This window comes from Ignavibacteriales bacterium (genome assembly GCA_026390575.1).
GTDB lineage: Bacteria > Bacteroidota > Ignavibacteria > UBA10030 > UBA10030 > Fen-1298.
Genome location: JAPLFR010000002.1, coordinates 42,658 through 67,666, shown reverse-complemented (window position 1 = coordinate 67,666; position 25,009 = coordinate 42,658). Strand labels below are relative to the sequence as shown.

Annotated in this window: 23 protein-coding genes and 1 tRNA gene; 22 read left to right on the top strand and 2 right to left on the bottom strand. The window is 42.8% G+C overall.

All coding sequences use genetic code 11. The features are described from left to right. The first annotated feature begins 11 nt into the window (after positions 1-11). The 12 genes from NTX44_02385 (at position 12) to NTX44_02330 (ending at position 8,808) form a co-directional block, all read left to right on the top strand. Positions 12-620, top strand: coding sequence for a riboflavin synthase (locus NTX44_02385; protein MCX6120452.1), 609 nt, complete (start codon positions 12-14; stop codon positions 618-620). Positions 621-725: 105 nt separating this feature from the next. Continuing rightward, on the top strand, positions 726-1,058 hold the full coding sequence (secG, locus tag NTX44_02380; protein MCX6120451.1) for a preprotein translocase subunit SecG: 333 nt from the start codon (positions 726-728) through the stop codon (positions 1,056-1,058). Between the two features lie 6 nt (positions 1,059-1,064). Further along, positions 1,065-1,137: transfer RNA gene (locus NTX44_02375), tRNA-Lys, on the top strand. Between the two features lie 201 nt (positions 1,138-1,338). Beyond that, on the top strand, positions 1,339-1,779 hold the full coding sequence (rplM, locus tag NTX44_02370) for a 50S ribosomal protein L13 (protein MCX6120450.1): 441 nt from the start codon (positions 1,339-1,341) through the stop codon (positions 1,777-1,779). 19 nt (positions 1,780-1,798) lie between these two features. Then, positions 1,799-2,185: a 30S ribosomal protein S9 gene (rpsI, locus tag NTX44_02365; protein MCX6120449.1), complete on the top strand. Its 387-nt coding sequence runs from the start codon at positions 1,799-1,801 to the stop codon at positions 2,183-2,185. A 159-nt stretch (positions 2,186-2,344) separates the two neighbouring features. Beyond that, complete coding sequence (gene rpsB, locus NTX44_02360) at positions 2,345-3,103, top strand: 30S ribosomal protein S2 (GenBank protein ID MCX6120448.1); 759 nt, start codon at positions 2,345-2,347, stop codon at positions 3,101-3,103. 23 nt (positions 3,104-3,126) lie between these two features. Next, complete coding sequence (tsf, locus tag NTX44_02355) at positions 3,127-3,729, top strand: translation elongation factor Ts (GenBank protein MCX6120447.1); 603 nt, start codon at positions 3,127-3,129, stop codon at positions 3,727-3,729. A 48-nt stretch (positions 3,730-3,777) separates the two neighbouring features. After that, positions 3,778-4,512 carry a UMP kinase gene (pyrH, locus tag NTX44_02350; GenBank protein MCX6120446.1) on the top strand — a complete coding sequence of 245 codons (735 nt, stop codon included), beginning with the start codon at positions 3,778-3,780 and terminating at the stop codon, positions 4,510-4,512. 36 nt (positions 4,513-4,548) lie between these two features. Next, complete coding sequence (frr, locus tag NTX44_02345; GenBank protein MCX6120445.1) at positions 4,549-5,112, top strand: ribosome recycling factor; 564 nt, start codon at positions 4,549-4,551, stop codon at positions 5,110-5,112. 377 nt (positions 5,113-5,489) lie between these two features. Further along, a complete protein-coding gene (locus tag NTX44_02340) occupies positions 5,490-7,394 on the top strand; it encodes a hypothetical protein (GenBank protein MCX6120444.1) in 1,905 nt (634 codons plus the stop codon). Between the two features lie 171 nt (positions 7,395-7,565). After that, positions 7,566-8,276 (top strand): PspC domain-containing protein, encoded by a 711-nt coding sequence (locus NTX44_02335; protein ID MCX6120443.1) that lies wholly within the window; start codon positions 7,566-7,568, stop codon positions 8,274-8,276. A gap of 4 nt (positions 8,277-8,280) precedes the next feature. Further along, a complete protein-coding gene (locus NTX44_02330; protein MCX6120442.1) occupies positions 8,281-8,808 on the top strand; it encodes a hypothetical protein in 528 nt (175 codons plus the stop codon). Here NTX44_02330 and polA read toward each other — a convergent pair. Further along, on the bottom strand, positions 8,805-11,633 hold the full coding sequence (polA, locus tag NTX44_02325; GenBank protein MCX6120441.1) for a DNA polymerase I: 2,829 nt from the start codon (positions 11,631-11,633) through the stop codon (positions 8,805-8,807). The two genes, NTX44_02330 and polA, sit on opposite strands and share 4 nt — an antisense overlap. A 234-nt stretch (positions 11,634-11,867) precedes the next feature. Here polA and acs point away from each other — a divergent pair, with 234 nt between their 5' ends. Continuing rightward, a complete protein-coding gene (gene acs / locus NTX44_02320; protein ID MCX6120440.1) occupies positions 11,868-13,760 on the top strand; it encodes an acetate--CoA ligase in 1,893 nt (630 codons plus the stop codon). Positions 13,761-13,821: 61 nt separating this feature from the next. Here the strand turns inward: acs and NTX44_02315 are convergent, their stop codons facing one another. Further along, entirely contained in the window at positions 13,822-15,090 is a 1,269-nt protein-coding gene (locus tag NTX44_02315) for an MFS transporter (GenBank protein ID MCX6120439.1), read from the bottom strand. A gap of 285 nt (positions 15,091-15,375) precedes the next feature. Between NTX44_02315 and NTX44_02310 the strand changes: the two genes are divergently transcribed. The 9 genes from NTX44_02310 (at position 15,376) to NTX44_02270 (ending at position 24,836) form a co-directional block, all read left to right on the top strand. Continuing rightward, positions 15,376-15,876: a hypothetical protein gene (locus tag NTX44_02310; GenBank protein MCX6120438.1), complete on the top strand. Its 501-nt coding sequence runs from the start codon at positions 15,376-15,378 to the stop codon at positions 15,874-15,876. Positions 15,877-15,967: 91 nt separating this feature from the next. Continuing rightward, entirely contained in the window at positions 15,968-16,516 is a 549-nt protein-coding gene (locus NTX44_02305; GenBank protein MCX6120437.1) for a LytR C-terminal domain-containing protein, read from the top strand. Further along, positions 16,513-16,941 carry a ribosome silencing factor gene (gene rsfS, locus NTX44_02300; protein MCX6120436.1) on the top strand — a complete coding sequence of 143 codons (429 nt, stop codon included), beginning with the start codon at positions 16,513-16,515 and terminating at the stop codon, positions 16,939-16,941. Before NTX44_02305 ends, rsfS begins: the two co-directional genes overlap by 4 nt. Then, positions 16,938-18,590, top strand: coding sequence for an arginine--tRNA ligase (gene argS, locus NTX44_02295; GenBank protein MCX6120435.1), 1,653 nt, complete (start codon positions 16,938-16,940; stop codon positions 18,588-18,590). Before rsfS ends, argS begins: the two co-directional genes overlap by 4 nt. Positions 18,591-18,824: 234 nt before the next feature. Then, the gene (locus NTX44_02290; protein MCX6120434.1) at positions 18,825-19,304 is read left to right on the top strand and encodes a dTDP-4-dehydrorhamnose 3,5-epimerase family protein; all 480 of its coding nucleotides are present in this window, start codon (positions 18,825-18,827) and stop codon (positions 19,302-19,304) included. A 3-nt stretch (positions 19,305-19,307) separates the two neighbouring features. After that, positions 19,308-20,348, top strand: coding sequence for a dTDP-glucose 4,6-dehydratase (rfbB, locus tag NTX44_02285; protein MCX6120433.1), 1,041 nt, complete (start codon positions 19,308-19,310; stop codon positions 20,346-20,348). A gap of 138 nt (positions 20,349-20,486) precedes the next feature. Beyond that, positions 20,487-22,193: an SLBB domain-containing protein gene (locus NTX44_02280; GenBank protein MCX6120432.1), complete on the top strand. Its 1,707-nt coding sequence runs from the start codon at positions 20,487-20,489 to the stop codon at positions 22,191-22,193. Between the two features lie 74 nt (positions 22,194-22,267). Further along, on the top strand, positions 22,268-23,533 hold the full coding sequence (locus NTX44_02275) for a Wzz/FepE/Etk N-terminal domain-containing protein (GenBank protein MCX6120431.1): 1,266 nt from the start codon (positions 22,268-22,270) through the stop codon (positions 23,531-23,533). Between the two features lie 28 nt (positions 23,534-23,561). Next, positions 23,562-24,836 carry an O-antigen ligase gene (locus tag NTX44_02270; GenBank protein ID MCX6120430.1) on the top strand — a complete coding sequence of 425 codons (1,275 nt, stop codon included), beginning with the start codon at positions 23,562-23,564 and terminating at the stop codon, positions 24,834-24,836. The last annotated feature ends 173 nt before the right edge of the window (positions 24,837-25,009 follow it).

Below are 25,009 nucleotides of genomic sequence, written 5' to 3'. Positions count from 1 at the left end.
GAAGAACGAGTATGTTCACAGGATTAGTTGAGGAAACTGGAACCGTCAAATCAATGAAACAAAAAGGGGGCAGTGTTGTCTTCACTATTCAAGGAAAAAAAACTGCTAAAACTTTGCGTATCGATCACAGCATCGCGGTGGAAGGTGTTTGTTTGACAGTGATGAAAAGAACTGCAAAGACATTCGACGTACAGGCTGTGGAAGAGACATTGAAAAAAACGACGCTTGGCAAATTGCGGGCAGGTAGCTCTATCAATTTAGAACGGCCGTTATTGCCATCGGACCGGATTGGCGGGCACTTTGTTCTTGGACACGTGGATGGCATGGGCAAAGTGGCAGGGCTGGAATATCGTGAAAGCAGTTGGATTTTCTGGATTCAGGTGCCGAAAAAATTTGCCCATCACCTTGTACCTGTCGGTTCCATAGCTGTCAACGGTGTAAGTTTAACAATGGCTGAAGTAAAAAGTAATTCTTTCGCTGTTTCCATTATTCCACATACAATGGAAGTGACAACATTCAAATTGCTTCGACCGGGAGCCGCAGTCAACCTTGAATTTGACGTTCTCGGCAAGTATGTAGAACGCCTATTTGAGGTAAGAAGGATTTCGATAAAGAAATAATTGTGATCGAACTTTCGTTCTTGCATTTCGAGCCATTTTTTTTTATACTATAGACCGCAAGCCCCACTGTTGGTGGGGATTTTTTTCGCTTGAGGAACGACGTCAATGTACACATTTGCAATCATTATTGAAGTCATTATTGGAATTTTATTGATGCTCGCGATTCTAATGCAGTCGAGCAAAGGTGGTGGATTGGCTGGAGGTTTTGGCGGTGCCAACATGGGCGCTGTCTTTGGCGTCCGGCGCACTTCGGATTTTCTCACCAAGTTGACACAATGGATGGCCGGCGTTTTCATGGTCCTTGCGTTGGTTATCAACTTATGGCTATTGCCGCGTGGTGAGATAAAGAAAGAAAGTGTTATTCAATCTGGTCCTCCTCCGGCAGCGTTACCACCAGCACAGCAAGTACCAGAAGCACCAATACCGGGTAGCAAGTAATCATTTGCACCCATGGCTCAATTGGTAGAGCAACTGACTCTTAATCAGTGGGTTCCAGGTTCGAGTCCTGGTGGGTGCACTGAAGTAACAGTGGATTCATTGTAGAGCGGTCAGAGTGAAAGATGGGATCCAGGTTCTGCGCCGAAGGCGCATCCGCCTCTGGCGGAGAGTCCTGGTGGGTGCACCATGGAGCAATGGACTCGTTGTTGTTATGTAAGCGGAAAAACCTTCTGGACGCAAAAAATATTATTGAATAAAGATTTAGAGTAGGAGAATTCGATTGAACACGTCACCGAAAACACGGTTTTTTAAACCAGAGGAAATCAATCAGAAATGGTTTCTTGTTGATGCAGACGGAAAAACATTAGGCCGTATTGCGTCGCACGTTGCCCATATTCTGCGCGGCAAGCATAAACCGGAATTTACGCCGAATCACGACTTAGGAGATTTTGTCGTGATTGTTAATATCGAAAAAGTGAAGATGACCGGAAAACGGCCTGAGTTGAAAGAACTTTTTCATAACACAGGTTATCCAGGCGGCGCACGTTTTGAATCCTTTAAAGATTTAATAAAAACGAATCCAGAGAAGGTAATGGAGCATGCTGTAAAAGGTATGTTACCGCATAACCGTTTAGGACGTCAGATGTTTAAGAAATTGAAAGTATACCGGGGAGCGCAACATCCCCACGCTGCACAGCAACCAGAACCGATTTCTTTTTGAGTAAGGAATGAACGACTCCATGCAACCAAGAACTACAGTTGGCCGTAGAAAAAATGCCATTGCTCGAGTAAAGCTGATCGATGGTTCCGGTAAAATCACAGTGAACAAACGAGAATTTGAAAATTATTTCCCACTGGAGATTCAGCGGGATGAAATCATGAAACCGTTTAAGGTCACCGACACGATGGGGCGGTACGATGTCATGATACGCGTCAACGGCGGCGGTCCTAACGGACAAGCTGGAGCAGTACGGCTTGGCATTGCGCGTTCGTTAGTCGCACTTGACGAAGATGCCCGCACGGCGCTTCGCGGTGCCGGACTTCTTACACGCGATCCGCGTATGGTAGAACGAAAAAAATACGGACAGAAAAAAGCCCGCAAACGGTTCCAGTTCTCCAAACGTTAATTTGTATTTTCAATCTGCGATGGTCCGTTTGGCTAGAGCAGAAGTTTAATCACAAATCATATTCTCTGATTCGACCGGCAGTGTCCCGATGAATCCAGTTCATCGGGATTCCGGAAGAAGAGGACGAGAATAGCAGTCTAACTGAAAGGATGTTTGATTATGCCTCGTGTAGAACTCGATGCGTTGCTTCAATCCGGTGCCCATTTCGGACACTTGACCCGCCGTTGGAATCCCAAAATGAAGCCCTATATTTTCATGGAGCGCAACGGGATTCATATTATCGATTTAAAGAAAACCCAAGAGATGCTCGAAACAGCATGCAACGCTGTTTCGAATAGCATTGCTGAAGGGAAGAAACCGCTCTTCGTCGGTACGAAACAGCAGGCAAGTGATGTCATGAAGCAGGAAGCACAGCGATGCCATGCGCATTACGTGACGGAACGCTGGCTGGGCGGTATGCTGACAAATTTCAGCACCATCCGAAAAAGTGTGAAGCGTCTTACCAATATCGAGAAGATGGAGACTGACGGCACTTTCGAAAACATTACGAAGAAAGAACGGCTCTTCTTAACTCGCGAGCGCGACAAACTTCAAGCAGTGCTGTCCGGCGTTGTTGAAATGTCGCGTCTGCCCGGTATTGTATTCGTTGTCGATATAAAAAAAGAAGCCATTGCGGTGAAGGAAGCGAAACGTCTGGGCATTCCGGTCGTTGCCATCGTGGATACGAACACCGATCCCGATCCAATTGATTATCCAATTCCAGCGAACGATGATGCCCTTAAATCAGTACAATTGATTGCGAAAGCTATTGCCGACGCAGTGCTCGATGGTGTTGAGCGCGCATCTGCAAAACAACAAGCAGAAGCGGAAGAGCGCGCAACAGCAGATGCCGCAGAGAAAGCTTCAGAAAAAAAATAATTGAAAGAAGGAAGTGAATTCGTATGGCAGTAATTTCTAGTGACGTAGTAAAGAAACTTCGAGATATAACCGGCGCGGGCATGATGGATTGCAAAAATGCTCTTACGGAAACCAAAGGCGATATGGAACTCGCTATCGATTATCTCCGTAAAAAAGGAGCTGCAGTTGCTGCAAAACGTGCCGATCGTGAAACGAACCAAGGCGTAGTGGAAGCATACATTCACGCCGGCGGGAGAATTGGTGCAATGGTAGAGTTAAACTGCGAGACAGATTTTGTCGCAAAGACCGCTGGATTCAAACAATTGGCGCATGATATTGCCATGCAAGTTGCTGCAATGACTCCGCTCTATGTATCTCGTGAACAAATTCCGCAGGCGGTTATCGAAAAGGAATTGGAAATCTATAAAATACAAGCGCAGAATGAAGGCAAACCGGCGCAGATTGCAGAAAAGATTTCGCAGGGGCGCCTTGAAAAATTCTATCAAGAAACAGTGTTGATAGAGCAAAGTTTTATCAAGGATTCTGGTAAAACTATTAAAGATATTATTGATGAAGAGACGGCGAAGGTTGGCGAAAAAATCACTGTTCGTCGATTCCTTCGTTATCATCTTGGTGAATCAAATTAAAAATCAAAATCCCGAAAACAATTCGGGATTTTTTTTGCGGGGGTGGGTATGGCAGACCTCAAATACAACCGTGTTCTCTTAAAACTCAGTGGGGAATCACTTATGGGCGATCGAGAGTACGGGATCGATCCTAAAGTAGTGACTCGTTATGCTGAGGAGATTGCATCGATTGCAAAGCTTGGCGTGCAAATCGGTATAGTGATCGGCGGCGGAAACATTTATCGCGGTATGGAAGGATCCACAGACGGTATAGATAAGGTGACCGGCGACCAAATGGGAATGCTGGCAACCGTTATCAATGCACTAGCGTTACAAAATTCGCTGGAGCACAAGGGATTAAAAACACGCTGTTTGAGTGCAATCGATATGCAACGCATTGCCGAGCCGTTTATTCGGCGGCGCGCTATCCGTCATTTGGAAAAGGGCCGTGTGGTTATTTTTGCAGCAGGTACAGGAAATCCCTATTTTACCACCGATACTGCCGCGGTACTGCGTGCAATCGAAATAGAAGCGAATGTGATCATCAAAGGAACGCGCGTTGATGGTGTGTATGATTGCGATCCAGAAAAGAACCCTGCAGCTATCCATCTTCCCGAAATCTCTTATGCAGACGTTTTAAAAAAAGACCTTCAGGTTATGGATCTCACTGCAATCACTCTTTCTAAAGAGAATAACCTTCCGCTGGTCATATTCAATATGAATATTCACGGGAATTTGAAGCGTGTGGTCTGTGGAGAAGCGGTTGGATCAAAAATAGTTGAAATATCGACACAAAAATCGTAACATCATTCATCCAATTCACTAATTGATGGGACGCCTATGACAAACTCAAAAGATATTCTGAAACAAGCAGAAGACAGAATGAAGAAAGCCGTGGAAGTTGTACGGGAAGAACTTATAAAAGTCCGCACAGGCAAAGCAACCACAGCACTGTTAGACGGAATTAAAATTGATTACTACGGCACTATGACTCCGCTGAATAAAGTCGCAAACGTTAGCATACCGGATGTGCATACGGTTGCCGTTCAACCGTGGGAAAAAAATATTATCCCGATCATTGAGAAGGCAATTCTGGTAGCCAATCTTGGTCTCAATCCGGTTTCAGATGGAACAATCGTGCGTGTTCCAATTCCTGCGCTGAATGAAGAGCGTCGTCGTGATCTGGTGAAGTTAGTAAAAAAGTTCGGTGAAGATGGAAAGATTGCTATACGCAATATCCGCCGTGATGCCATCGAGCATCTCAAAAAAGCTGAAAAAGGCGAACACATGTCTGAAGATGAACGAAAACGCGGTGAGCAAGATACACAAAAGCTTACAGATAAACACATTAAAGATATCGACAATCATCTTGCTATGAAAGAAAAAGAAATAATGGAAGTATGATATCGATAGATTGTTGGATATGGTATACCGATTTCTAATTAATGGAATAAGGATTGTTTTCTATAGATTGAATATGTAACCTTCAAAAATGTATTCCGTACTGAAAATGAATACGACAATTTAAATAGGAGTTTTCCGAGGGCAAATCAACAACTCCACTTCTGAAATCAAAATAAAAAAGTAATTACCACGAGGTATGCAGTTGACTTGGTGGATCATTGAATGTGAATACCACAGTTGACAGTATCGTTTGAATTCTCTTGACGCTTTACCGTGATTCTGATATAATTGTTCAATGGTGAAAAGAAAAAAAACCAAATCGCAAGTTTGTTTACTTCTAAATCCAATATTTTATCGATTCTAGCAAGAGGAATTATATGAAAATGAAAAGCATTTTTCTAATTGGATTCTATTGTTTTTCGATTCCTTTTTGGGAGATATCAATTGTCGCCCAAAAATTGGAAAATACTGATATTTCACTTTCAAAAAGACCGTGGAAAGGGTATTCAATTCTTGGTAATGGTACTATATGCGCGGTATATTCAGATGATCGGCGAATTGATGGAAAAGGAATCCAGCATTTTTACTATAATGATTATACTTGCGATTATATTTCGGCGTCTAAAGTCAGCTTATACAATAAGTCAACAGATAATCAATTAATTGCAATAAGGGATAAAGAGATTGGATTTAAAAGTTTTTTTACAGCTTCCACTAATAATTACTATCCAAATTCAACTGTCCAATTGGTAAACTGTTATGCTCATCCTGAAAATGCGATAATACTTTCTTCACAAGTTTCAGGTGGTTCAAATGAATTAATACAGAAGATTGAAATTAATCTTGTAGATAAAAAAGTCACAGATAAAGAAATCCGTATGGTTTCGTTAAAAGTTGAAAACAACAAAGCCATTGCTGAATGGTCTAACAATGTATTTATAGTTATAGCTGGAAAGACATCGGAACAGTTGGTAGATATAAAAGGTTCGGTTGTTAGTGTAACAGGTAAAGTAAGACCGGATGAAAAACTCGAAGTAATAATTTGCCCTTCGAAATCATTAAATGAAGCTATTGAAAATGTAAACAGGTTGCGGTCACAAAAAGACTTATATGCTTCAGCCCAAGATTATTGGAGTAAATGGCTGAAGAGTGGAATTGTGCCCCAGTTCAATGAAAATGAAAAAAGCTATTCTGCTTTTTTTGAACGTAATATATATTGTGTTAAATCAGCAATTTTAAATGGGCAAATTCCTGCCGATATCACCGGGCAATTTGTTACAAACAATATGCCCCAGTTGTATCCCCGTGATGAAATGATGTGTGCCAGGGTAATGCTATTGACCGGACATTTTGACGAAGCAAAAGATATTATTACGTTTTGGAATAGAAAGGAAATCCCGCGAAAGAGCAAAGGCGAATGGTATGCCAGGTATGATGCAAATGCTAAAGCTGTTGATGGTGGAACTGGTGCCAGGTATGATGAACCCGAATGGGATGCCAACGGATATTATATTCAATTGATCGATATGTACTACCAGCAAAAGAAAGTTTGGTTGGTCAATAAGGATTTTATTTACGAGTTGGCTGATTTTCTGGTAAGTAAAATTGATAAAAATTCTCTTTTATACGAAGGGGGAATTGTTGAATGGACTGGATATTTACCTGCTACCAATATGACTTGCGCAGCCAGTCTCCTAACGGCATCTAAGATAGCTGATAGCTTTGGGGATAAGGACAAAGCGTTGCTTTATAAAAATACTTCAGAAAAAATATCGGTTAACTTAATTATGATGTTCGATAAGAAGAACGGAACCTATGCTGATGTCCGGTATATTGGTATAAAAGGTGCGAACAATGAAAGCCTTTCAAACATCACAAAAGATACTTTGTACTTGTGGGATTGTTCCATGAATTTTGGCCTCATCTGGGGTTATCCAAATCATAAAGAGGCAATTGAATCCAATAATTTCTACCAGAAGAATACCTATAAACTGAATGGTGGGGTACAATATTTTGAAACACTTGATAATAGTTTGACCGATTATGGACATGCCTGCTTTTTCTTCACCACGGCAGCCAGTGCCCAATACCATTCTTTGTTTGGAAATCCGAAAGTTGCAAAACAAAATATCGATTGGATGATAAACAATTCGAACAGTTATGGCCTGATGCCTGAAAGAATATATTTAAACAATAGCGATTGTAGCCCGGCATCGCCACTTTCATGGTGCAGCGCAGAGTTTTCGGCTGCCCTGTTATATTACAGCAAGGTTTCTAAATGAAAAATAAATAAATCAATGTAAATACTTAACATTTCCGACTCAACCAGTCAAATGTGAAATCCCGGTTTCGAAATAACGGAATCGGGATTTCTTTTTTCAGATTGAAAATGTAACCTTCGCAACTGAAATTCGTATTGAGAATATAACTGACGAAACAAACAGGAGACTTCCATGACTAATCAACAACGCCGCCTCTATCGAAATCAAACGAATAAAGTGGTTGCCGGAGTTTGCAGCGGACTCGGTGAGTATTTGAACGTAGATACCACGGTTGTCCGCCTTGTTTGGATTCTCTTAACACTTCTAGGCGGTGCAGGAATTATTGCATATATCCTCGCATATTTTATTGTTCCAGAAAAACCAATTGAACCTGGTCAAGCAACTTCGCCGCAGATTCATGATTTTACTGCTGTGCGCATTTTTGGATTTCTGTTCGTTGGCGCAGGCGTCGCTATCTTACTTGACAATCTTGATATTTTATCATTTCATCGCTGGTGGCATATGTCGTGGGAATTTGTATTCCCCGGGCTTCTTATTCTTGCCGGTATTTATTTCCTTACAAAACACGACAAGATTTCAACGCCTCTGCAATCACAAGAATCACCAATGACAGGGGAACAGCCCTCTCAGGATCAGATACCACACAAGGATTCTTCACCACATGACCAGCCGAAACCGAAAGCGCTTCGGCGTTCGATGAGCGATAAAAAACTTTTTGGGATTTGTGGAGGAGCGGGAGAATATTTTGATATCGATCCGACAATCATCCGTATTGCATATGCGGTTTTTACCGTGCTTTCCGGCGGTACAGGAATTTTGATTTATTTGTTGATGTACTTGATTATTCCTGAAGGTCAACCGCAAACAAGAACACAACAGTGAGGAAATGATGGAAACGATTACACGAAAGCGGTCCAGCGGATTTTCCATATTCGGAATTTTTTTGATTCTGCTGGGCGCGGGACTTATCCTGAGCAAGCTGAATCTATTTCATTATAAATGGGGGACTATTCTTTGGGTGTGTCTGGGCGTTGCAGGACTTGCGGCGGCAGTCCAGGCCTTTATCACGCGAAGACGCGGAGTGGTTTTCTGGGGAAGCTTTTTATTCTTCTCGAGCATTGCAATTCTCGTCCACAGGTTTGAACTTTTTAATTCTGCTCCGTGGGATGTCCCGGCAACTTTTTCTCTTGCGCTCGGCCTTTCATTTTTGATGTTATTCTTCTATGAACCGCGTCGTTTTGGTGTACTTATTCCCATGCTCTTCTTCGGCGGGTACGGCATTCTGTACTATTTATGGTGGTGGGATGTGATTGATTGGTTTGAGATGAAATACTATGTGCACACCTACTGGCCCGTACTCATTATTCTCTGGGGGATTTCACTTATCTTCCGCCGCCGGCAACAAAAAAATTAATGCGCTTCTAACCAGTTCTTACCGATACCGAGATCGACTTCAACGGGAACAGTAAGCGGAAGCGCTTGGCACATTTCCTTTTCTACAAGCTTTTTTAAAGTTAATTCTTCATTCATTCGCACTTCAAAGACCAATTCATCATGAACTTGCAGAAGCATGGAACTAACAAGTTGCTGCTTTATTATTTCTGCGTCAATATGCACCATTGCGAGTTTAATCATGTCCGCCGCAGTTCCTTGAATTGGCATATTAATGGCTTGCCGCTCGGCATTCTGGCGGATGTTTTGATTGTTGCTGCGGATGTCTGCAATGTATCGCCGACGGCCAAGGAGCGTGCTGACATATCCATCTTTTCGCGCACCTGCAATCGTGTCACCAATGTATTGCTGAACTTTTGGGAAGCGGGCAAAGTAGCGCGCAATAATTTCTTTGGCCTCGCCCTGACTAATTTCTAATCTGCTGGCAAGTCCGTAAGCACCGATCCCGTACATAATTCCGAAATTCACTTCCTTTGCTTTCCGCCGCATCTCTCGTGTGACATCCGATGCTGCGACTCCGAATACTTTTGCCGCCGTTGTCGTATGAATGTCTTCTTTATTCCGAAATGCTTCAGTCATTCCTTCGTCACCGGACATGTGCGCCATCACTCGCAATTCGATTTGCGAATAGTCGGCAGAAAGAATAAGCGATCCCGGATCGCCGGCGACGAATGCTTTCCTTATCGATTTGCCAATCTCTGTGCGGATGGGAATGTTTTGAATATTTGGATCGCTGCTCGATAATCTTCCTGTTGTCGTGACTGTTTGATTAAACGATGTATGCACCCGTCCTGTACGACCGTTAATCAGTTTCGGAAGAGCGTCGATGTACGTTGATTTCAATTTTGTTGATTGTCGGAATTCGAGCAGCATCTCAATAATAGGATGCGTGTCTTTTAATACTTCAAGCACAGCGACGTCGGTGGAAAAGCCCGATTTGGTTTTACGTACCGGCATCAATTGAAGTTTGTTAAACAGTACTTCCGCAAGTTGTTGTGTAGAATTGATGTTGAACGAAGTGCCGGCGGCAGCGTGAATTTCACGCGTAAGGGTTTCAAGTTGGTGCTCAAGTTCCTTCGACATAACGGCAAGAAAATCGACATCAATAGCAACTCCGGTACGCTCCATGCGAGCAAGAGCAGAAACGAGCGGGAATTCCATTTCTTCGCAAAGTTTTATCATGCCAAGTTCGTTCAACTTCTTTTGAAAATATTCGTACAACCGAAAAGTGATGTCGGAATCTTCACATGAATAATCAGAAAGAAGCTGGAGGGAAACTTCGCGAATATGTTTTTGCTCTTTGCCAGTGCCCACCAAATCTGAAAAGGAGATGGTCTTATATGAAAGATATTCTGCGGCGATATCATCCATATTATGCTGGCCATCTGCACGGACGATGTAACTGGCGATCATCGGATCAAACAGCGTGCCTTCGACATTCATTCCATACTGTGACAGTACCAGTATATCATACTTAATGTTATAGCCAATTTTCTTGATGCGGGAATCTCCAAGAATCGGCTTAAGTATTTTGCAAACGAATTCCGGTGACAAACCTATGGAAGCATTCGATTGATCATCTTTGTTGCCAAAGAGACCGCCTTGCCCCTGTCGTTCCTTACCAGAAACTGCAACATAGAATGCTTCGTGCGGCTTAAGTGCGAATGAAATTCCAACAAGTTCAGCGTTCAGCGAATCAGTAGAAGTTGTTTCTGTATCGAAGACAAATTCTTGTGCAGATTTTAGCTTGCCGCAGAGTGTCGCAAATTCGCGTTCGGTCGTGATGAGATGATATTGATGTTTATCAGTCGTAATATCGGAAAGTGGTTCTGGTGGTGTAAATTCAATGTCTGGATCTACGTGAGCTGGTGTTTCCGGTATCTCCAGTGTTTCCGGTGTTCCCATCTGAAGCTTACTGAGGAGCGACCGGAATTCAAGTGCTCCAAATAATTCCATCAACTTGGCAATGTTTCGTTTTTCTGCTTTCAACGAATGGAAGTTAATAGGAAGTGGTACGTTGATATCAATTGTGACAAGTTGTTTAGAAAGAAATGCCAATTCTTTATTGGCTTCTAATTTCGCGCGTACGCCTTTTTGAGGAATTTCATCAAGGTGGCGATACAGTTCTTCGATACTGCCGTACTTTTGGATGAGCGGAATCGCTGTCTTTTCACCAATTCCCGGAACTCCCGGTATATTATCTGACGCATCACCGATGAGGCCCATGACTTCAATGACTTTTTCCGGAATGACGCCAAATTTTTGTTTCACTCCGTCACAATCCACAATTTCGACGTCTGTCCCTTGTTTGCCGGGTTTGAAGATTTTTGTCGTATCGGAAACAAGCTGCATAAAATCTTTATCGGGAGTGACGAGGAAAGTAAGAGCGCCCTCACGCTCAGCTTGTTTTGCTAAAGTGCCAATAATGTCGTCCGCTTCGTAGCCATCCATTTCAACCACTGGAATATTATATGCTCGCACCACTTCCTTGATGAGAGGAATCTGCGTTATCATGTCATCCGGCATTTTCTGGCGCGTTGCTTTATATGCTTTATAAGCTTCGTGACGAAACGTTGGTTTGCCTGTATCGAACACAACCGCAATATGATCGGGAAATTCCTGCGAGAGAATGCGATTCAGAAATGTGACAAAACCATAAACGGCACTTGTATTCTCGCCCTTCGAATTCATCAGCGGCTGACGAATAAATGCAAAATATGCTCTATACGCCAGCGCCATTGCATCAATGAGGTACAGCCTTTCTTTTCGCGAGCCATTGGGAGGCATAAAACTTAATCCTTCAATAGAAAATGCTATTGAATCTATTAGAGTATTCTCCAAATTGCAACAAAATGCCAATACAACTTATCAAAACCGGACAAAGAACATTTAGGGATAATTGCAATTAAAAAGGTTTTCAGGAATTAAGCAGCCATAGTAATTGTTCTAAAAATATTGGAGAACTGCAATCACTCAGCATCGACTTTTATACATATAAACTAATTCGGAAGGGGCTATGCAATGGCAGACCAAAAGCTGACAGGCGAAATATTTTATCCATCAAATGATACAATTATCAATGCACGTGCCCGTGACTGGGAAGCTATCAGTGCACAAGCGGAGATTAACCTGGAAGGATTCTGGGCGAAGGAAGCAAGTGAACTGCACTGGTTTGAACCATGGACGAAAGTCCTGGACGATTCCAAGAAGCCATTCTATCAATGGTTTGTTGGAGGCAAAACGAATATTGCGTACAACTGTCTGGACCGGCATACAAAAACAGCCCACCGTAATAAGCTTGCCCTCATGTGGGAAGGGGAAAAAGGCGAGTTCCGTTCATTCTCCTACTTTGCTCTGCGCCGTGAGACATGCAAGTTTGCGAACGTTCTGAAAAGTCTCGGAGTGCAAAAAGGCGACCGCGTGACATTATATATGGGAAGAATTCCTGAGCTTGTCATTGGTATGCTGGCGTGTGCGCGGATTGGAGCGGTTCATTCAGTTGTCTACGGAGGATTTACTGTTGAGGCATTGCATGAACGTTTGGAAGATAGCCACTCCAAAATATTGATTGTCGCAGATGGATCGTACCAGCGAGGCAAGATAGTTCCGCTGAAAGCAATCGCGGACGAAGCATTGCAACGTGCGGCAAGTGTTGAAAGTGTTTTGGTTGTAAAGCGGACAGGCGAGCCGGTCAATATGGAATCGGGACGCGATATGTGGTTTCATGAGTTGATGGCTCTTCCGATCGCAAATAGTCAGTGCAACATTGAAAAAGTAGATGCCGAAGATCCCCTTTTTCTTCTCTATACTTCTGGTACAACCGGCAAACCGAAAGCCATTCTTCACACACATGGCGGATATATGGTCGGCACCTACGCGACGCTCAAGTACGTTTTCGATATTAAAGAAGAAGATCGATACTGGTGCGCGGCTGATCCGGGCTGGATCACTGGACACAGTTATATAGTCTATGGACCGCTCTTAAATGGCGCTACGTCATTTATGTATGAAGGAGCACCGGCGTATCCATTTCCAAATCGTTGGTGGCAGATGATTGAGCGCTATGGCATCAATATTCTCTACACGGCTCCGACAGCCATTCGAGGTCTGATGCGTTTCGGTGAAGCATGGCCAAACCGCCATGATCTTTCATCTCTCAGATTGCTTGGTTCTGTCGGTGAGCCAATTAATCCTGAAGCATGGAAATGGTACCACCGCGTCATCGGCAAAGGGAAATGTCCGATAATGGATACATGGTGGCAGACAGAGACAGGGATGTTTATGATCACTCCAACGCCTGTTGTACCGCTAAAACCAGGATCTGGTACGCGTCCATTTCCTGGATTAAAGATGGACATTTACAACGAGGAGGGAAAACCGGTTGGCCCAAATGAAGAAGGATTCCTTGTGATTAAGACCCCTTGGCCGGCAATGATGCGTACGATTTATAAAGATCCGGATCGGTATGTCAATCAATACTGGAGCAAATTCCCCGGTGTGTATCTGACAGGAGACTCGGCAAAACGCGATGAAGATGGATATTACTGGGTCATCGGCCGTGTGGATGATGTCATCAAAGTCTCTGGATATCGATTGGGCACAGCTGAGATTGAGAGTGCGCTTGGAAGCCATCCAGCAGTCGCTGAAGCAGCTGCAATCGGTTTGCCGCACGAAGTGAAAGGAAATGCGATTTATACGTACGTTATTTTGAAAACCGGAATTGAAAAAAGTGATAAACTTATCGAAGAACTCCGCCACCACGTTTCACATGAGATGGGACCAATTGCAAAACCAGAACATATCGAGTTTGTTGATTCTTTACCAAAAACCCGAAGCGGGAAAATTATGCGCCGGGTACTCAAAGCGAGGGCATTGGGTCAAGAACCGAAGGATATTATGACATTGGAAGAATAGCGCGGAGAAGTCAACGAGAAGAATATTTTCTTTGATCTATGAAGTATTGTTCTTTGACATTTCAACTTGCCTCTTCTAACATTTCCACTTCGGCAACATTGGCAGCGTCAGTTGATGGCAATCCATCATTGCCGTGCATATCAACAAAGAATAATCGGACGAGAATGACGGCAGAAAATAAAATGCCGCCGGTGATAAAAAAGTTTTCCCTTAATCCCACTTCTGCAGCGATCAATCCGCCTAAGGGCGGCCCAATCATTGCTGCGAGAACGCTGAAGCTGGACGCAATACCGATAATACCGCCGCGGCGTTCGTTAGATGAATTCTTTGTCACGTACGAATAGAGAGTTGGAAGTAATCCTCCCATAAAAAGTCCCTGGAGTGCTCGAAGAAAAATGAGTTGATACGCTTGCGTCACCAATCCCTGTGCGGCGAATGCCGCCGCGGAACCGATGATGGCAATGGAGAGGTTTTTCTTATAACTTTTCGCATCGTTTCGTTTTCCCCACCATGGTGCCGAGATGACCATTGCTAGACCTGTCGTAGAAAATATTGCTCCAGAAATTGTTGCAAGATATTCCTTGTTTATCTCTAACGAATCGACGTACAAAGAAAATATTGGCTGTATCATAAGAATAGCGGCCTGCGAAAGTAGAATAATGCCGAGCGCGATCCGAATAGGTCTTGAGCGAAGCGCATAGCGATAGTTGTCAATCAGCATATGAAATGAAACCGATTCGACGCGCTGCTCATGTGTCTCCCGCACATATTTTACAACAACAATACCTGAAAGAGCGCATATCGCGGCAACAATAAAAAAGAGCGGGCGATAACCAAACATATCTGCAAGTGTGCCCCCAACGAGCGGTCCAATGACAGTGCCGCCGGCAGAAGCTGTTTGCAAAATGCCAATTGCGTAACCTGACTTTTCTCGCGGAGTCGTTTCGGATACAAGTGCAAGCGCTGAAGCTACGAAACCGCTCAATGCTCCTTGAACCATCCGAAAGAAAAAAAGCATCTCAACGTTTGGAGAGAAACCAATAAGCGCTTGAGAAATTGCTAATCCAAAAATTGCACGGACAGTCATGGACTTGCGGCCGTACTTATCGCCCATCATTCCCCATAATGGTGTGAAAAAGAAGGAAAGAAAGAATGGCCCTGCATAAACAAGTCCGCTCCAACTTGCAATTACTTCAGGATCGGTGACGCCGAGTTCTCGGATATAGAATGGAAGGAAGGGGACTACGAGGTTCATCCCCATCATCGCCAGGAATTGTGAAGTCCAGATGATGTACAGATTCCTGCGCCATGGTTCTAATTGCTTTTTCATTCTTGAGCACTTGCGTAAAATAATTTCATAAAAAAATATACTGAAAGGTGGTCTTAAAACAAAAAAACTCCATTGCCGCGATGTTGCTCTGCATGCTGAGGATCCTTCTTGATTTTTCTTCATAAACACAGTATGATACGGCAGTGTTGTTTTATTCATCAATGAACATTTTATCTTCTGATGCGGAACAACCTAGTAATCGATTTCGTCTTTCTTAGAGGAGAGTTGTAACCTTGACAATCACTCCAGTTTTGAGTACAATTATTTCAGAAAAGAAGGTGTGCAATGAAAATCCTCTTGAAAACAACAGCAGTAGTTTTGGTCTTTAGTGCGATAGCTATAGGCCAATTCAGATCTCAACCGGAAGCGAGATCTTCGGCTGGAGAATCATTGCTTCGTTCGGATGATGGATTGCTTTTCGGATGGATTGATCCAAGCCGATTCACTATTCACAATAGTTATTCACTCAGCTACACAACCTCCGGCGGCAAAGGTTATTCACTTGGCGAACTGACGAGCAACATTGCGTATCAGATTTCGAATCCGCTTTCCGTTCAGTTTGATGTGAGTTTAGTGCACTCGCCGTTCAATAGTCTTGGCGGCAGTTTCGCAAAAGATATTTCAGGGATTTATTTATCGAGAGCAGAATTAAATTATCGGCCAAGTAAAAACATGCTGCTCCAAATTCAATACCGGCAATTACCCGCAATGTATTGGCTCAATAACTACGATAGATTTGGTTTTATGCCGATGTACGATCGAATCGATGAGGAGGAGAGTCACTGAACCGCAAGTTAAAACGAGTGTCTCGAAGTGAACCGGGTCAGGCTGAATGGCTTGCTGTCAGCTTTCTCGGTTCTTTTTTTGTCAGGCAGGAATGAAGCAAGCCGAGCATTCCAACACTACTATCCACCCAGACGTTGAATCTTCAGCATCAAGTGAACGTGTTCACAAAAACCAACGACTGACTGCATTGCGCGGGAAGATAATGAAGGGTACGCTTATCGTTCTGAGCGTCGCATTCTTTCTTGCGATCTATGTACTAGCAAACAGAAGAAGTAATACTGGAAGTGAGGAAGGTGGATACATCCCGGTTGTGAACAACCGGGCACTCGAAGTAGAAGTGTTGGATGGCGCAGGAAGTATGAGAGCAGCGCAGCACTTGACGAATGTCCTCCGTACACAAGGATATGATGTTGTCGAGATGAAGAGAAATAATAACGAAGTTGAAGAACGCACTATTATTCTTGATCGTTCTGGCAACTTGGATGCTGCAAGGAAGCTCGCAACAATGCTTGGAGTTTCCCAGGATAAAATATTCCAGAAAATCGACCGCACACGTTATCTTGATATCACTGTCGTGATAGGAAAAGATTATTCCAGACTTAAAGCGTTTCAGTCATCCACTGAAAGGAAAATACATTGACTGCACGTACATTAGCAAAACGAATTGCCGACTTGATGATTTCAAAGAAAGCAATCGATATTGTGATTTTAGACTTGAAAAAGCTCACAAGCGCAACAGACTTTTTCGTGATTTGTTCGGCAGACTCAGATACACAAGTGAAAGCGATCGCCGATTCAGTGCAGGATGGAATGGAAACTCTTGGCGAGCGCGTATGGCACCAAGAGGGTTATCATGCATTGCGCTGGATTGTCTTGGATTATGTTGACGTAGTGGTGCACGTTTTTCATAAAGAAGAAAGATCGTTTTACAACCTTGATCGTCTCTGGGGCGATGCGAAGAGAACAGAAGTGCAAGATCCATTAGAGGCTCCAAAGCCGGTAGCACATAAACGCCGCGCGACTCTCCGAAAACCGATCAAGAAGCAACACATGGAAACAGAATGAAGAGGTATCTGACGGAAAAATTTGGCGTAGCGCTTGCTTCACTTTCGTACGACGGTGTTGCAACGTTGACGTTCGAAAAGCCGAAAGATGAAGCACACGGCGATATCACAACGAATATCGCAATGCTGCTGGCGAAGGCGGTAAAGAAAAATCCGCGCGCAGTGGCGCAGGAAATTATTAACAAGCTCGAAGTAGAGCCGAACTCTGTCTCGAACATTGAAATTGCTGGACCGGGGTTTATTAATTTTCGTTTCACGGAAGAATTCTTCACTGCACAGATTGGCGCTATCCTCAAACATGCAGAAACGTTTGGGAAAAAGAATATAGGCAACGGGAAGAAGACACAGGTGGAGTATGTGAGCGCGAATCCAACCGGACCTTTAAGCGTTGGTCATGGCCGCCAAGCAGCGGTTGGCGACACGATTGCAAATCTGCTTGTGTGGACGGGACATGATGTTACGCGAGAATATTATTACAACAACGCAGGCCGCCAGATGCGCATGCTTGCAGAATCAACGTATGCGCGGTACCGGCAGTTGTTCGATTCTTCGTTCCTATTCCCAGAAGATGGTTATCAAGGCGACTATATCTGTGAAATTGCAGATGATTTAAAGAAAGATCGCAGCGATTCCATCGTAACGATGTCATTAGAAGAAGCATTGGCACTATGTAAAGAATTTGCAGAACAGGAATTGTTTACAGCAATTAAGAAAGTGCTCGCAAGAATGGGTGTTGTGCATGATATTTTCTTCAATGAGGATTCGCTCTACAAAAGCGGAATGATTCAGGAAGTAATTGAAGAATTTCGCAATAAAGGGCTTGCGTACGATCAAGACGGGGCTGTCTGGTTGAAGACGAGTGCATTGGGACTTGACCAGGATCGCGTTATTGTCAAGTCCACCGGCGAGCCAACGTACCGCTTACCGGATATTGCATACCATCGGGAAAAGTTTCGGCGCGGCTTCGAACTTATTGTGGATGTCTTTGGTGCAGACCATATTGCTACAATTCCTGATGTTCTTGCCGGAGTGAAAGCGCTTGGCTACGATCCTGAAAAGGTAAAGGTAGTCATTCACCAATTCGTAACGCTTATGCGCGATGGCGAACAAGTTAAAATGTCCAAGCGGCTTGCGAACTTTGTAACGCTTGATGAATTAATAGATGAAGTCGGATCAGACGCAGTACGTTTCTTCTTTTTGATGCGTTCTACATCCAGCCACTTGGAGTTTGATTTGAATCTTGCCAAAGAGCAATCGGAGAAAAATCCGGTTTATTACTTGCAATATGCTCATGCCCGAATCGCCAGCATTCTTCGATTTGCGGAGGAACAAGGAACGTTGAACGCAACAAATGCCCTTACAGGCATCGAGTATAGCTTGCTCAAGGGACCTGCAGAAATTGCACTGTCTAAACTGCTCCTTGATTTTCCTGAGACTGTTGAATCCTGCGCGATGAATTTTGAACCGCATCGGCTGACGACGTATTTGCAGGATGTCGCAACCGCATTTCATCGATTTTATCATGAGCACCGTATTGTCATACCAGAGTTGGATATTGCAAAAGCACGGCTTGCGCTCTGCCTTGCCACAAAGACAGTAATCGCAAACGGATGTAAAATTCTCGGAATTTCCGCTCCCGAGCGAATGTAGTAAAGCGTTGACATTTGAAAATTAATTCTGTAGTTTCTCATCAACAAAAATTATTAAAAGGTTATCGAATCCTTCCATTGTTACTGCGTTCGTAGTACTTCTGATATTACATTGAACCTTTAGATTCATCTCTAAAGGGGCGAGTTATATTTTTCCTCTATTAGACAAAGCGTACTCAGATGCCGGGTTTTGAAATACGGGCATTCTTTTGTAGATTTCATTATTGGAGAGAATATGATGAATTACAAAACCGGTAAAATTCACGATGTAATCATCCGCGATTTGTCGAAATATCAAGATAATCGTGGCTGGCTGATGGAATTATTCCGAAGCGATATCATTGCTCAAGAATTTCTTCCTGCAATGTCTTATATCTCGCAGACAGAACCAGGTGTTGCACGTGGACCGCACGAACACGAAGACCAGGCAGATTTTTTTTGCTTTATCGGACCATCAACATTTCGAATCTATTTATGGGATGCGCGAAAAGATTCACCTTCATTTGGACAAAAGATGGTATTTGATGCCGGTGAGCAGAAGCCACAAGCTGTGATAGTTCCAGCCGGTGTGGTCCATGCCTATAGAAATATTGGACCAAAACCAGGGTGGGTAATCAATCTCCCGAACAGACTCTACGCAGGTAAGGAACGCAAAGGACCTGTGGATGAAATTCGACATGAAAGCGATCCTCATTCACCTTTTCAAATGGATTAATCAATGAATGTACTCGTTACAGGCGGCGCAGGATTCATCGGAAGCAATTTTATTCGGTTCATCCTGCAAAAATATCCCGAGTACCGTGTTATCAATCTTGATAAGCTCACTTATGCAGGCAACCTTGAAAACTTGACTGGTATCGATAAGGATCCGCGTTACGCGTTTGAAAAAGGTGATATTTGCGACAAGACCAGAGTACAAATGTGTGTGGTGCGGTACGAAATTGACGTTATTGTCAACTTTGCTGCTGAATCGCATGTAGATCGAAGTATTCTTGGTGCTTCGGAATTTGTGCACACAAATATAGCGGGCACACATGTTCTGTTGGAAGTTGCCAAGGAATTGAAGATGAAACGATTTCTACAAGTTTCTACGGATGAAGTGTATGGATCACTCGGAACAACTGGTTTATTCACCGAAGGAACATCGTTACATCCGAATAGTCCATACTCGGCAAGTAAAGCATCCGCGGATATGCTGGCGTTAGCATACCATCATACATTTGGCATACCCATCGTCGTGACGCGCTGTTCAAACAATTACGGGCCTTATCAATTTCCAGAGAAACTGATTCCATTGATGATTGCAAACGCACTCAGCGATAGGCCGTTGCCGGTCTATGGGGATGGAATGAATGTACGTGATTGGCTGCATGTACGAGACCATTGTTCGGCAATCGACACGGTACTGCATCGAGGGCGCGTTGGTGAAGTGTATAATATTGGCGGGAACAATGAGAAACCGAATATTGAAATTGTAAAATTGATTCTGCAGAATCTTGGAAAACCAGAATCTCTCATAACGTATGTTGAGGATCGTCTTGGGCATGATCGCCGGTACGCGATTGATTCCAGTAAAATTCAAAATGAGTTTGGATGGAAACCTGAATACACGTTCGAGCGCGGTATCGCAGAAACAATAAAATGGTTCGTCGACAATAAACCATGGTGGGAACGGATAATCAGCGGTGAATACCAGAACTATTATCAAATGTTGTATGGCGGCAGAGAAATAGTGGGACAGAAGAAGACGAGCCGATGAGTATATGAGTAGTTGAGGAGAAAAACGTAGGGACGAAGTAACTTCGCCCAAAATTGGGCTCCATGGGAACAGAGTATTTATAAAATAAATTACGAAGAAGTTCCGTGAGGAGCGAACAAGAAAAATTTGCGGTGAAATATGATAAAACAAAATCAATCGATGAAATTCTGGAATCTCAAAACGACCATCCTCTCTTTGTGTATGTGGTGTGTATTTATGCTGACATCCAACGCACAATGGACGACAGACACAAAGAAGGAGTTGCAAGAATCAAAATCTGATCTGAAGAGCATGATTCAAGCGCCTGTCAGTAATGTGCCTCCTATGGAAGGGCCTGTAGATCCGGAAAAATATTTTATCGGACCATCCGATGTTCTTTCTGTAAATATATGGGTCAGTCCACCCTTGAATTTTTCTCTTACAGTAACGCCGGAAGGAACATTGATTGTTCCGACAGTGGGAGAAGTTCCGATTGTCGATTTATCCTTGAAGGATGCAAAGAAGAGAATCATCGAAGAAATCAAAAAAAAATATATCACAGGGAATCCAACAGTAACATTATTGACGCCACGGCAGTTTAGCGTAACTGTGACAGGCGCTGTTCGCTTTCCCGGAAAATATATTCTCTATGCTACGGATCGTGTTGATAAGGCTGTGGCTGAAGCGAATAAAATAACTGAAGAGAATAAGCTTCGTCAGGCGCACATGTATATCAGAGACGATCTCTCATCCCTTGAAGAACGCTTTCAATCGAAGCGTAATATACGTCTTACGAGACGGTCGGGTGAGATTGTTCATATCGACATCCCGAAATACTTTGCAACACGAGATGCGCAGTATAATCAGTTGCTCAGGGAAGGAGACGAAGTATTTGTCCCTCGTATCGATTCGAAGAAGAATATCTTCGGCGTTTATGGCGGCGTCAATGCACAGGGAAGTTTCGAACTGGTCAAAGGCGAGCATTTGATCGATGCTATTGAGTTAGCCTACGGTCTCACTGCACGGGCAAAGGCTGATAGCATTCTTTTATTCCGATACGATGTCAAGAAAGGCACACAGGTCATGACGGTGTATGATTTTCACACTCTGATACATGACTCGTTGAATACACCGGTTCTTGTTGCGGGCGACCGAATTGTGGTTCAAGAACAGCCGGATGTGCGCGAAGATTACAGGGTGATTGTCGAGGGAGAAGTCAATTATCCCGGGACATATCCCTTATCCAAGGACAGTACGAAACTTTCAACAGTGATCGAATGGTGCGGAGGTTTTACGGAGTATGCGTCGCTTGCATCTGCTCAAGTCTATCGCGGTACGGTCTCGCGTGAAGAAGTGGAGCTTGAAAAACTTCTTAGTTTAAGGGGAAGCATAGCGCCGGAAGACAGTTCCTATTATCTGATGGAAAGCGAGTTGCATACGAAGCGCGAAGTCGTCAACGTGGATTTTAGAAAATTGTTTATCGATAAAGACCTTTCGGAGGATGTGTATCTAAGGAATGGGGACTACATATCGATCCCTTCTGTAAGAAAAACCATCTACGTGTTTGGTCAGGTCACGAATCCCGGAAACGTTCCATTTGTTGCAGGGAAAAATTATGAATATTATATACAAAGAGCAGGTGGCTTCACCGATAAGGCGCGCACTGGTGATGTAATGATCATAAAACGGTCAACGCATCAATGGCTTGCTCCTGATGAAACAAAAATAGAAGAGGGGGACTATGTCTGGGTACCGAAAAAGATTGAACGCACCTTTGCGTACTATATGAGTATTTTTAGCCAAACCGCCGCAGTTATCACAGCAGCGGTGAGCATAGCACTACTGGCAATACAATTAAAGAAATAAATTCAGCACTGACGTACAAAATCGTACACGTTGTCAGCCGTTCATGAGTAAATGATTAAATGCTTGGAAAAAATATGACAAATAAAAAGACGGAAGAAATAGCAGACGCAAAGACAAATGCTCAAACACCTGCAAGCAGCTTGTTGGATTTTCTTTCTATTATCACAAAGTATAGAAAGTTTATTTCTCGTTTTATCTTATTATGTACTGTTCTTACCGCTATTATTGTTTTGCTTTTACCAAAATGGTATAAATCGACTGCTTCGGTATTCCCGGCTGAAAAAGCCGATTTATTGGGAGGATTAGAGGGAATCGCATCACTCGCAAAATCGTTTTCGCCTTCAAAAGCATTGTCATCAATATCTGGCAATTCGGAAGCGGATCGATATTTAGCAATATTAAAAAGCGGTACGGTACTCAACGCCGTGATTCAAAAATTCGATTTGGTGCACGTATACGATATCACTGACTATCCCATTGAGAATACCATAAAAGAATTACTCACGAATGTTGATTTTAAAATCGAGGATGAAGGTAATATTACCATCACGGTGTACGATAAGGATCCTCAGCGTGCCGCCGATATGACAAACTATTTTGTTGAGATGTTGAATAAAACTAATACGGGATTGCAGGGACAAAACGCGCGCGGTAACCGTCAGTTTATTGAAGAACGATACAAGAAGAATCTTAGTGACCTTGCAAAAGCAGAGGATTCTTTGAAATCATTCCAAAAGAAATATGGTGTCATAGCGTTACCTGAACAAATGGAAGCGTCAATAAAGGCAGCTGCAGAAATCACAGGACAGCTCGCTTTAAAAGAAGTCCAGGCAAATGTCCTTCGCAGGACCCAATCAGCAGATAATCCTTCTGTTATTGCAACGCAAATTGAAATAGATGAATTGCACAATAAGCTCACACAGATGAATAGGGGAACAAATATTCCGCAAAATGAAATGAAAGTTTTTGTTCCTTTTAATAAAATACCTGACCTCGGCGGTGAATATATTCGATGGTTTCGTGATGTCGAAATTCAGTATAAAATCCTTCAATTCTTAACACCATTATACGAACAAGCAAAAGTTGAAGAGCAGCGGCAGACCCCTTCTGTCATTATTCTTGATAGCGCAATACCGGCTGAACGAAAAGCAAAACCAAAAGTGTCGTTATATGCTCTTATCGCTTTAGTTGTATCGGCACTTTTATCAATGTTGATTATTTTTTCAATTGAAGGGTTCGAGCGACTGAGAGCTAGTGATCCGGTGAGGTTTAATACAATATTACATTACCTGAGATCTGATTGGTTTGGCCTAAAATGGAAAAACATCATAAAGAAATAATGTTGAAGGTAATGGTAGAGCGCTTCTCATGAGCTGGATCTCTTGGATTTGTTTTGGGATTTGTTTAGGGATCATCTTCTTAGCTATCAGGCGTCATGCGGATCCCTTCTCACCAGCTAGAATATTTGGGTTCGTGTGGAGCTTTAGCATTGCGCTTACTGAACTTAAGTTTAGTGCATTTCAACATAGTTGGACACTCGAAAGTTGGATATTGCTCCTCACTGCTATTATTGCATTTCTCATTGGTACATTTATAGCGTATGTTCTTAATCTTCAAAAAGAATTAATTCCATTAAATACAATGCGTAATCTCTTAAGTGAAGAAAAAATAAATGAGTCACGACTTTTTTGGTTGATTTGTTTAAGCGTTGCCGTCTACAGCTTCTCCTACATTGTAAGTTTATCTGTTAAAGGGTGGCTTCCCATCTTTGTTGTTGGAAGCAAAATATCAAGGGTTGATTTTAACATATCTGGATTGACGCTTTTCCTTTTTTCGGCATCGTTCATCATCTTCTTTACTATTATATACATACTCATGGTGAAAGGGAATAAAGCAAAGAAAAATATTCTCGTTGTTTTATCTTTGATTACTGTGGGTTCCTATGTCCTTCTTTTACAGAGATATCAAATTATTATGGCGGGGGTTATATGTTTTGTACTTCTTTATTACGCTAGTCATTATATAAGACCGAAAACTGTCATTATCCTTTTTACAGTTGTGACTGCCTTCTTCTATTGGATTATGTCGTTGAGACTTGGCAATCTTCTTATGATTTATATGTATCGGGTATCAAAAATGAATTTTTCAAAAGATTATGCCTTCCTTACTGAGCCTTATATGTATGTAGTTATGAATCTAGAGAATTTTGCCAGATCTGTAAACCTCTTAGAATATCATACATATGGATATTTCACTTTCGACTTTATTACTGCTATCTCAGGCCTTAAATATTGGATCATTGATTATTTTAATCTTTCGCGGATGCCATACCTTACGAGTAGCTATAATACCTATACAGCTTTTTGGTGGTTCTACAGCGATTTTGGAGTTATTGGATTAGCTTCGATTCCATTTATACTTGGATTTAGTTCTGGTTTGATATACTATCGTATGCGGAGCAAGCCATCCATAAAAAACGTGACGGCGTACGGATTAATGATATTTGTTATGTTCATTACCTACTTTAATTTTCCGATTTCATTTCTCTGGTTTGAATACAACTTGTTAGTGATATATTTATTTTTACGCTGGACTATCATTCCGCAGAAAGTAGATCCAAGAGTTTCCATTGCTTCACTATGATCAATAGATGAGATCGACAGTGAAGTAAGGGATAGGCATTTTATCGAGATTTCTTGATCCATGGCTGTATGAATTCCTGTCATAGGAAAACACAGTGATGGAAGGAATTTAGGATCCAATGATCAGCTTTATTGATTGATCTGCACCGGGGTAACTGATAAATAGAGCATGGA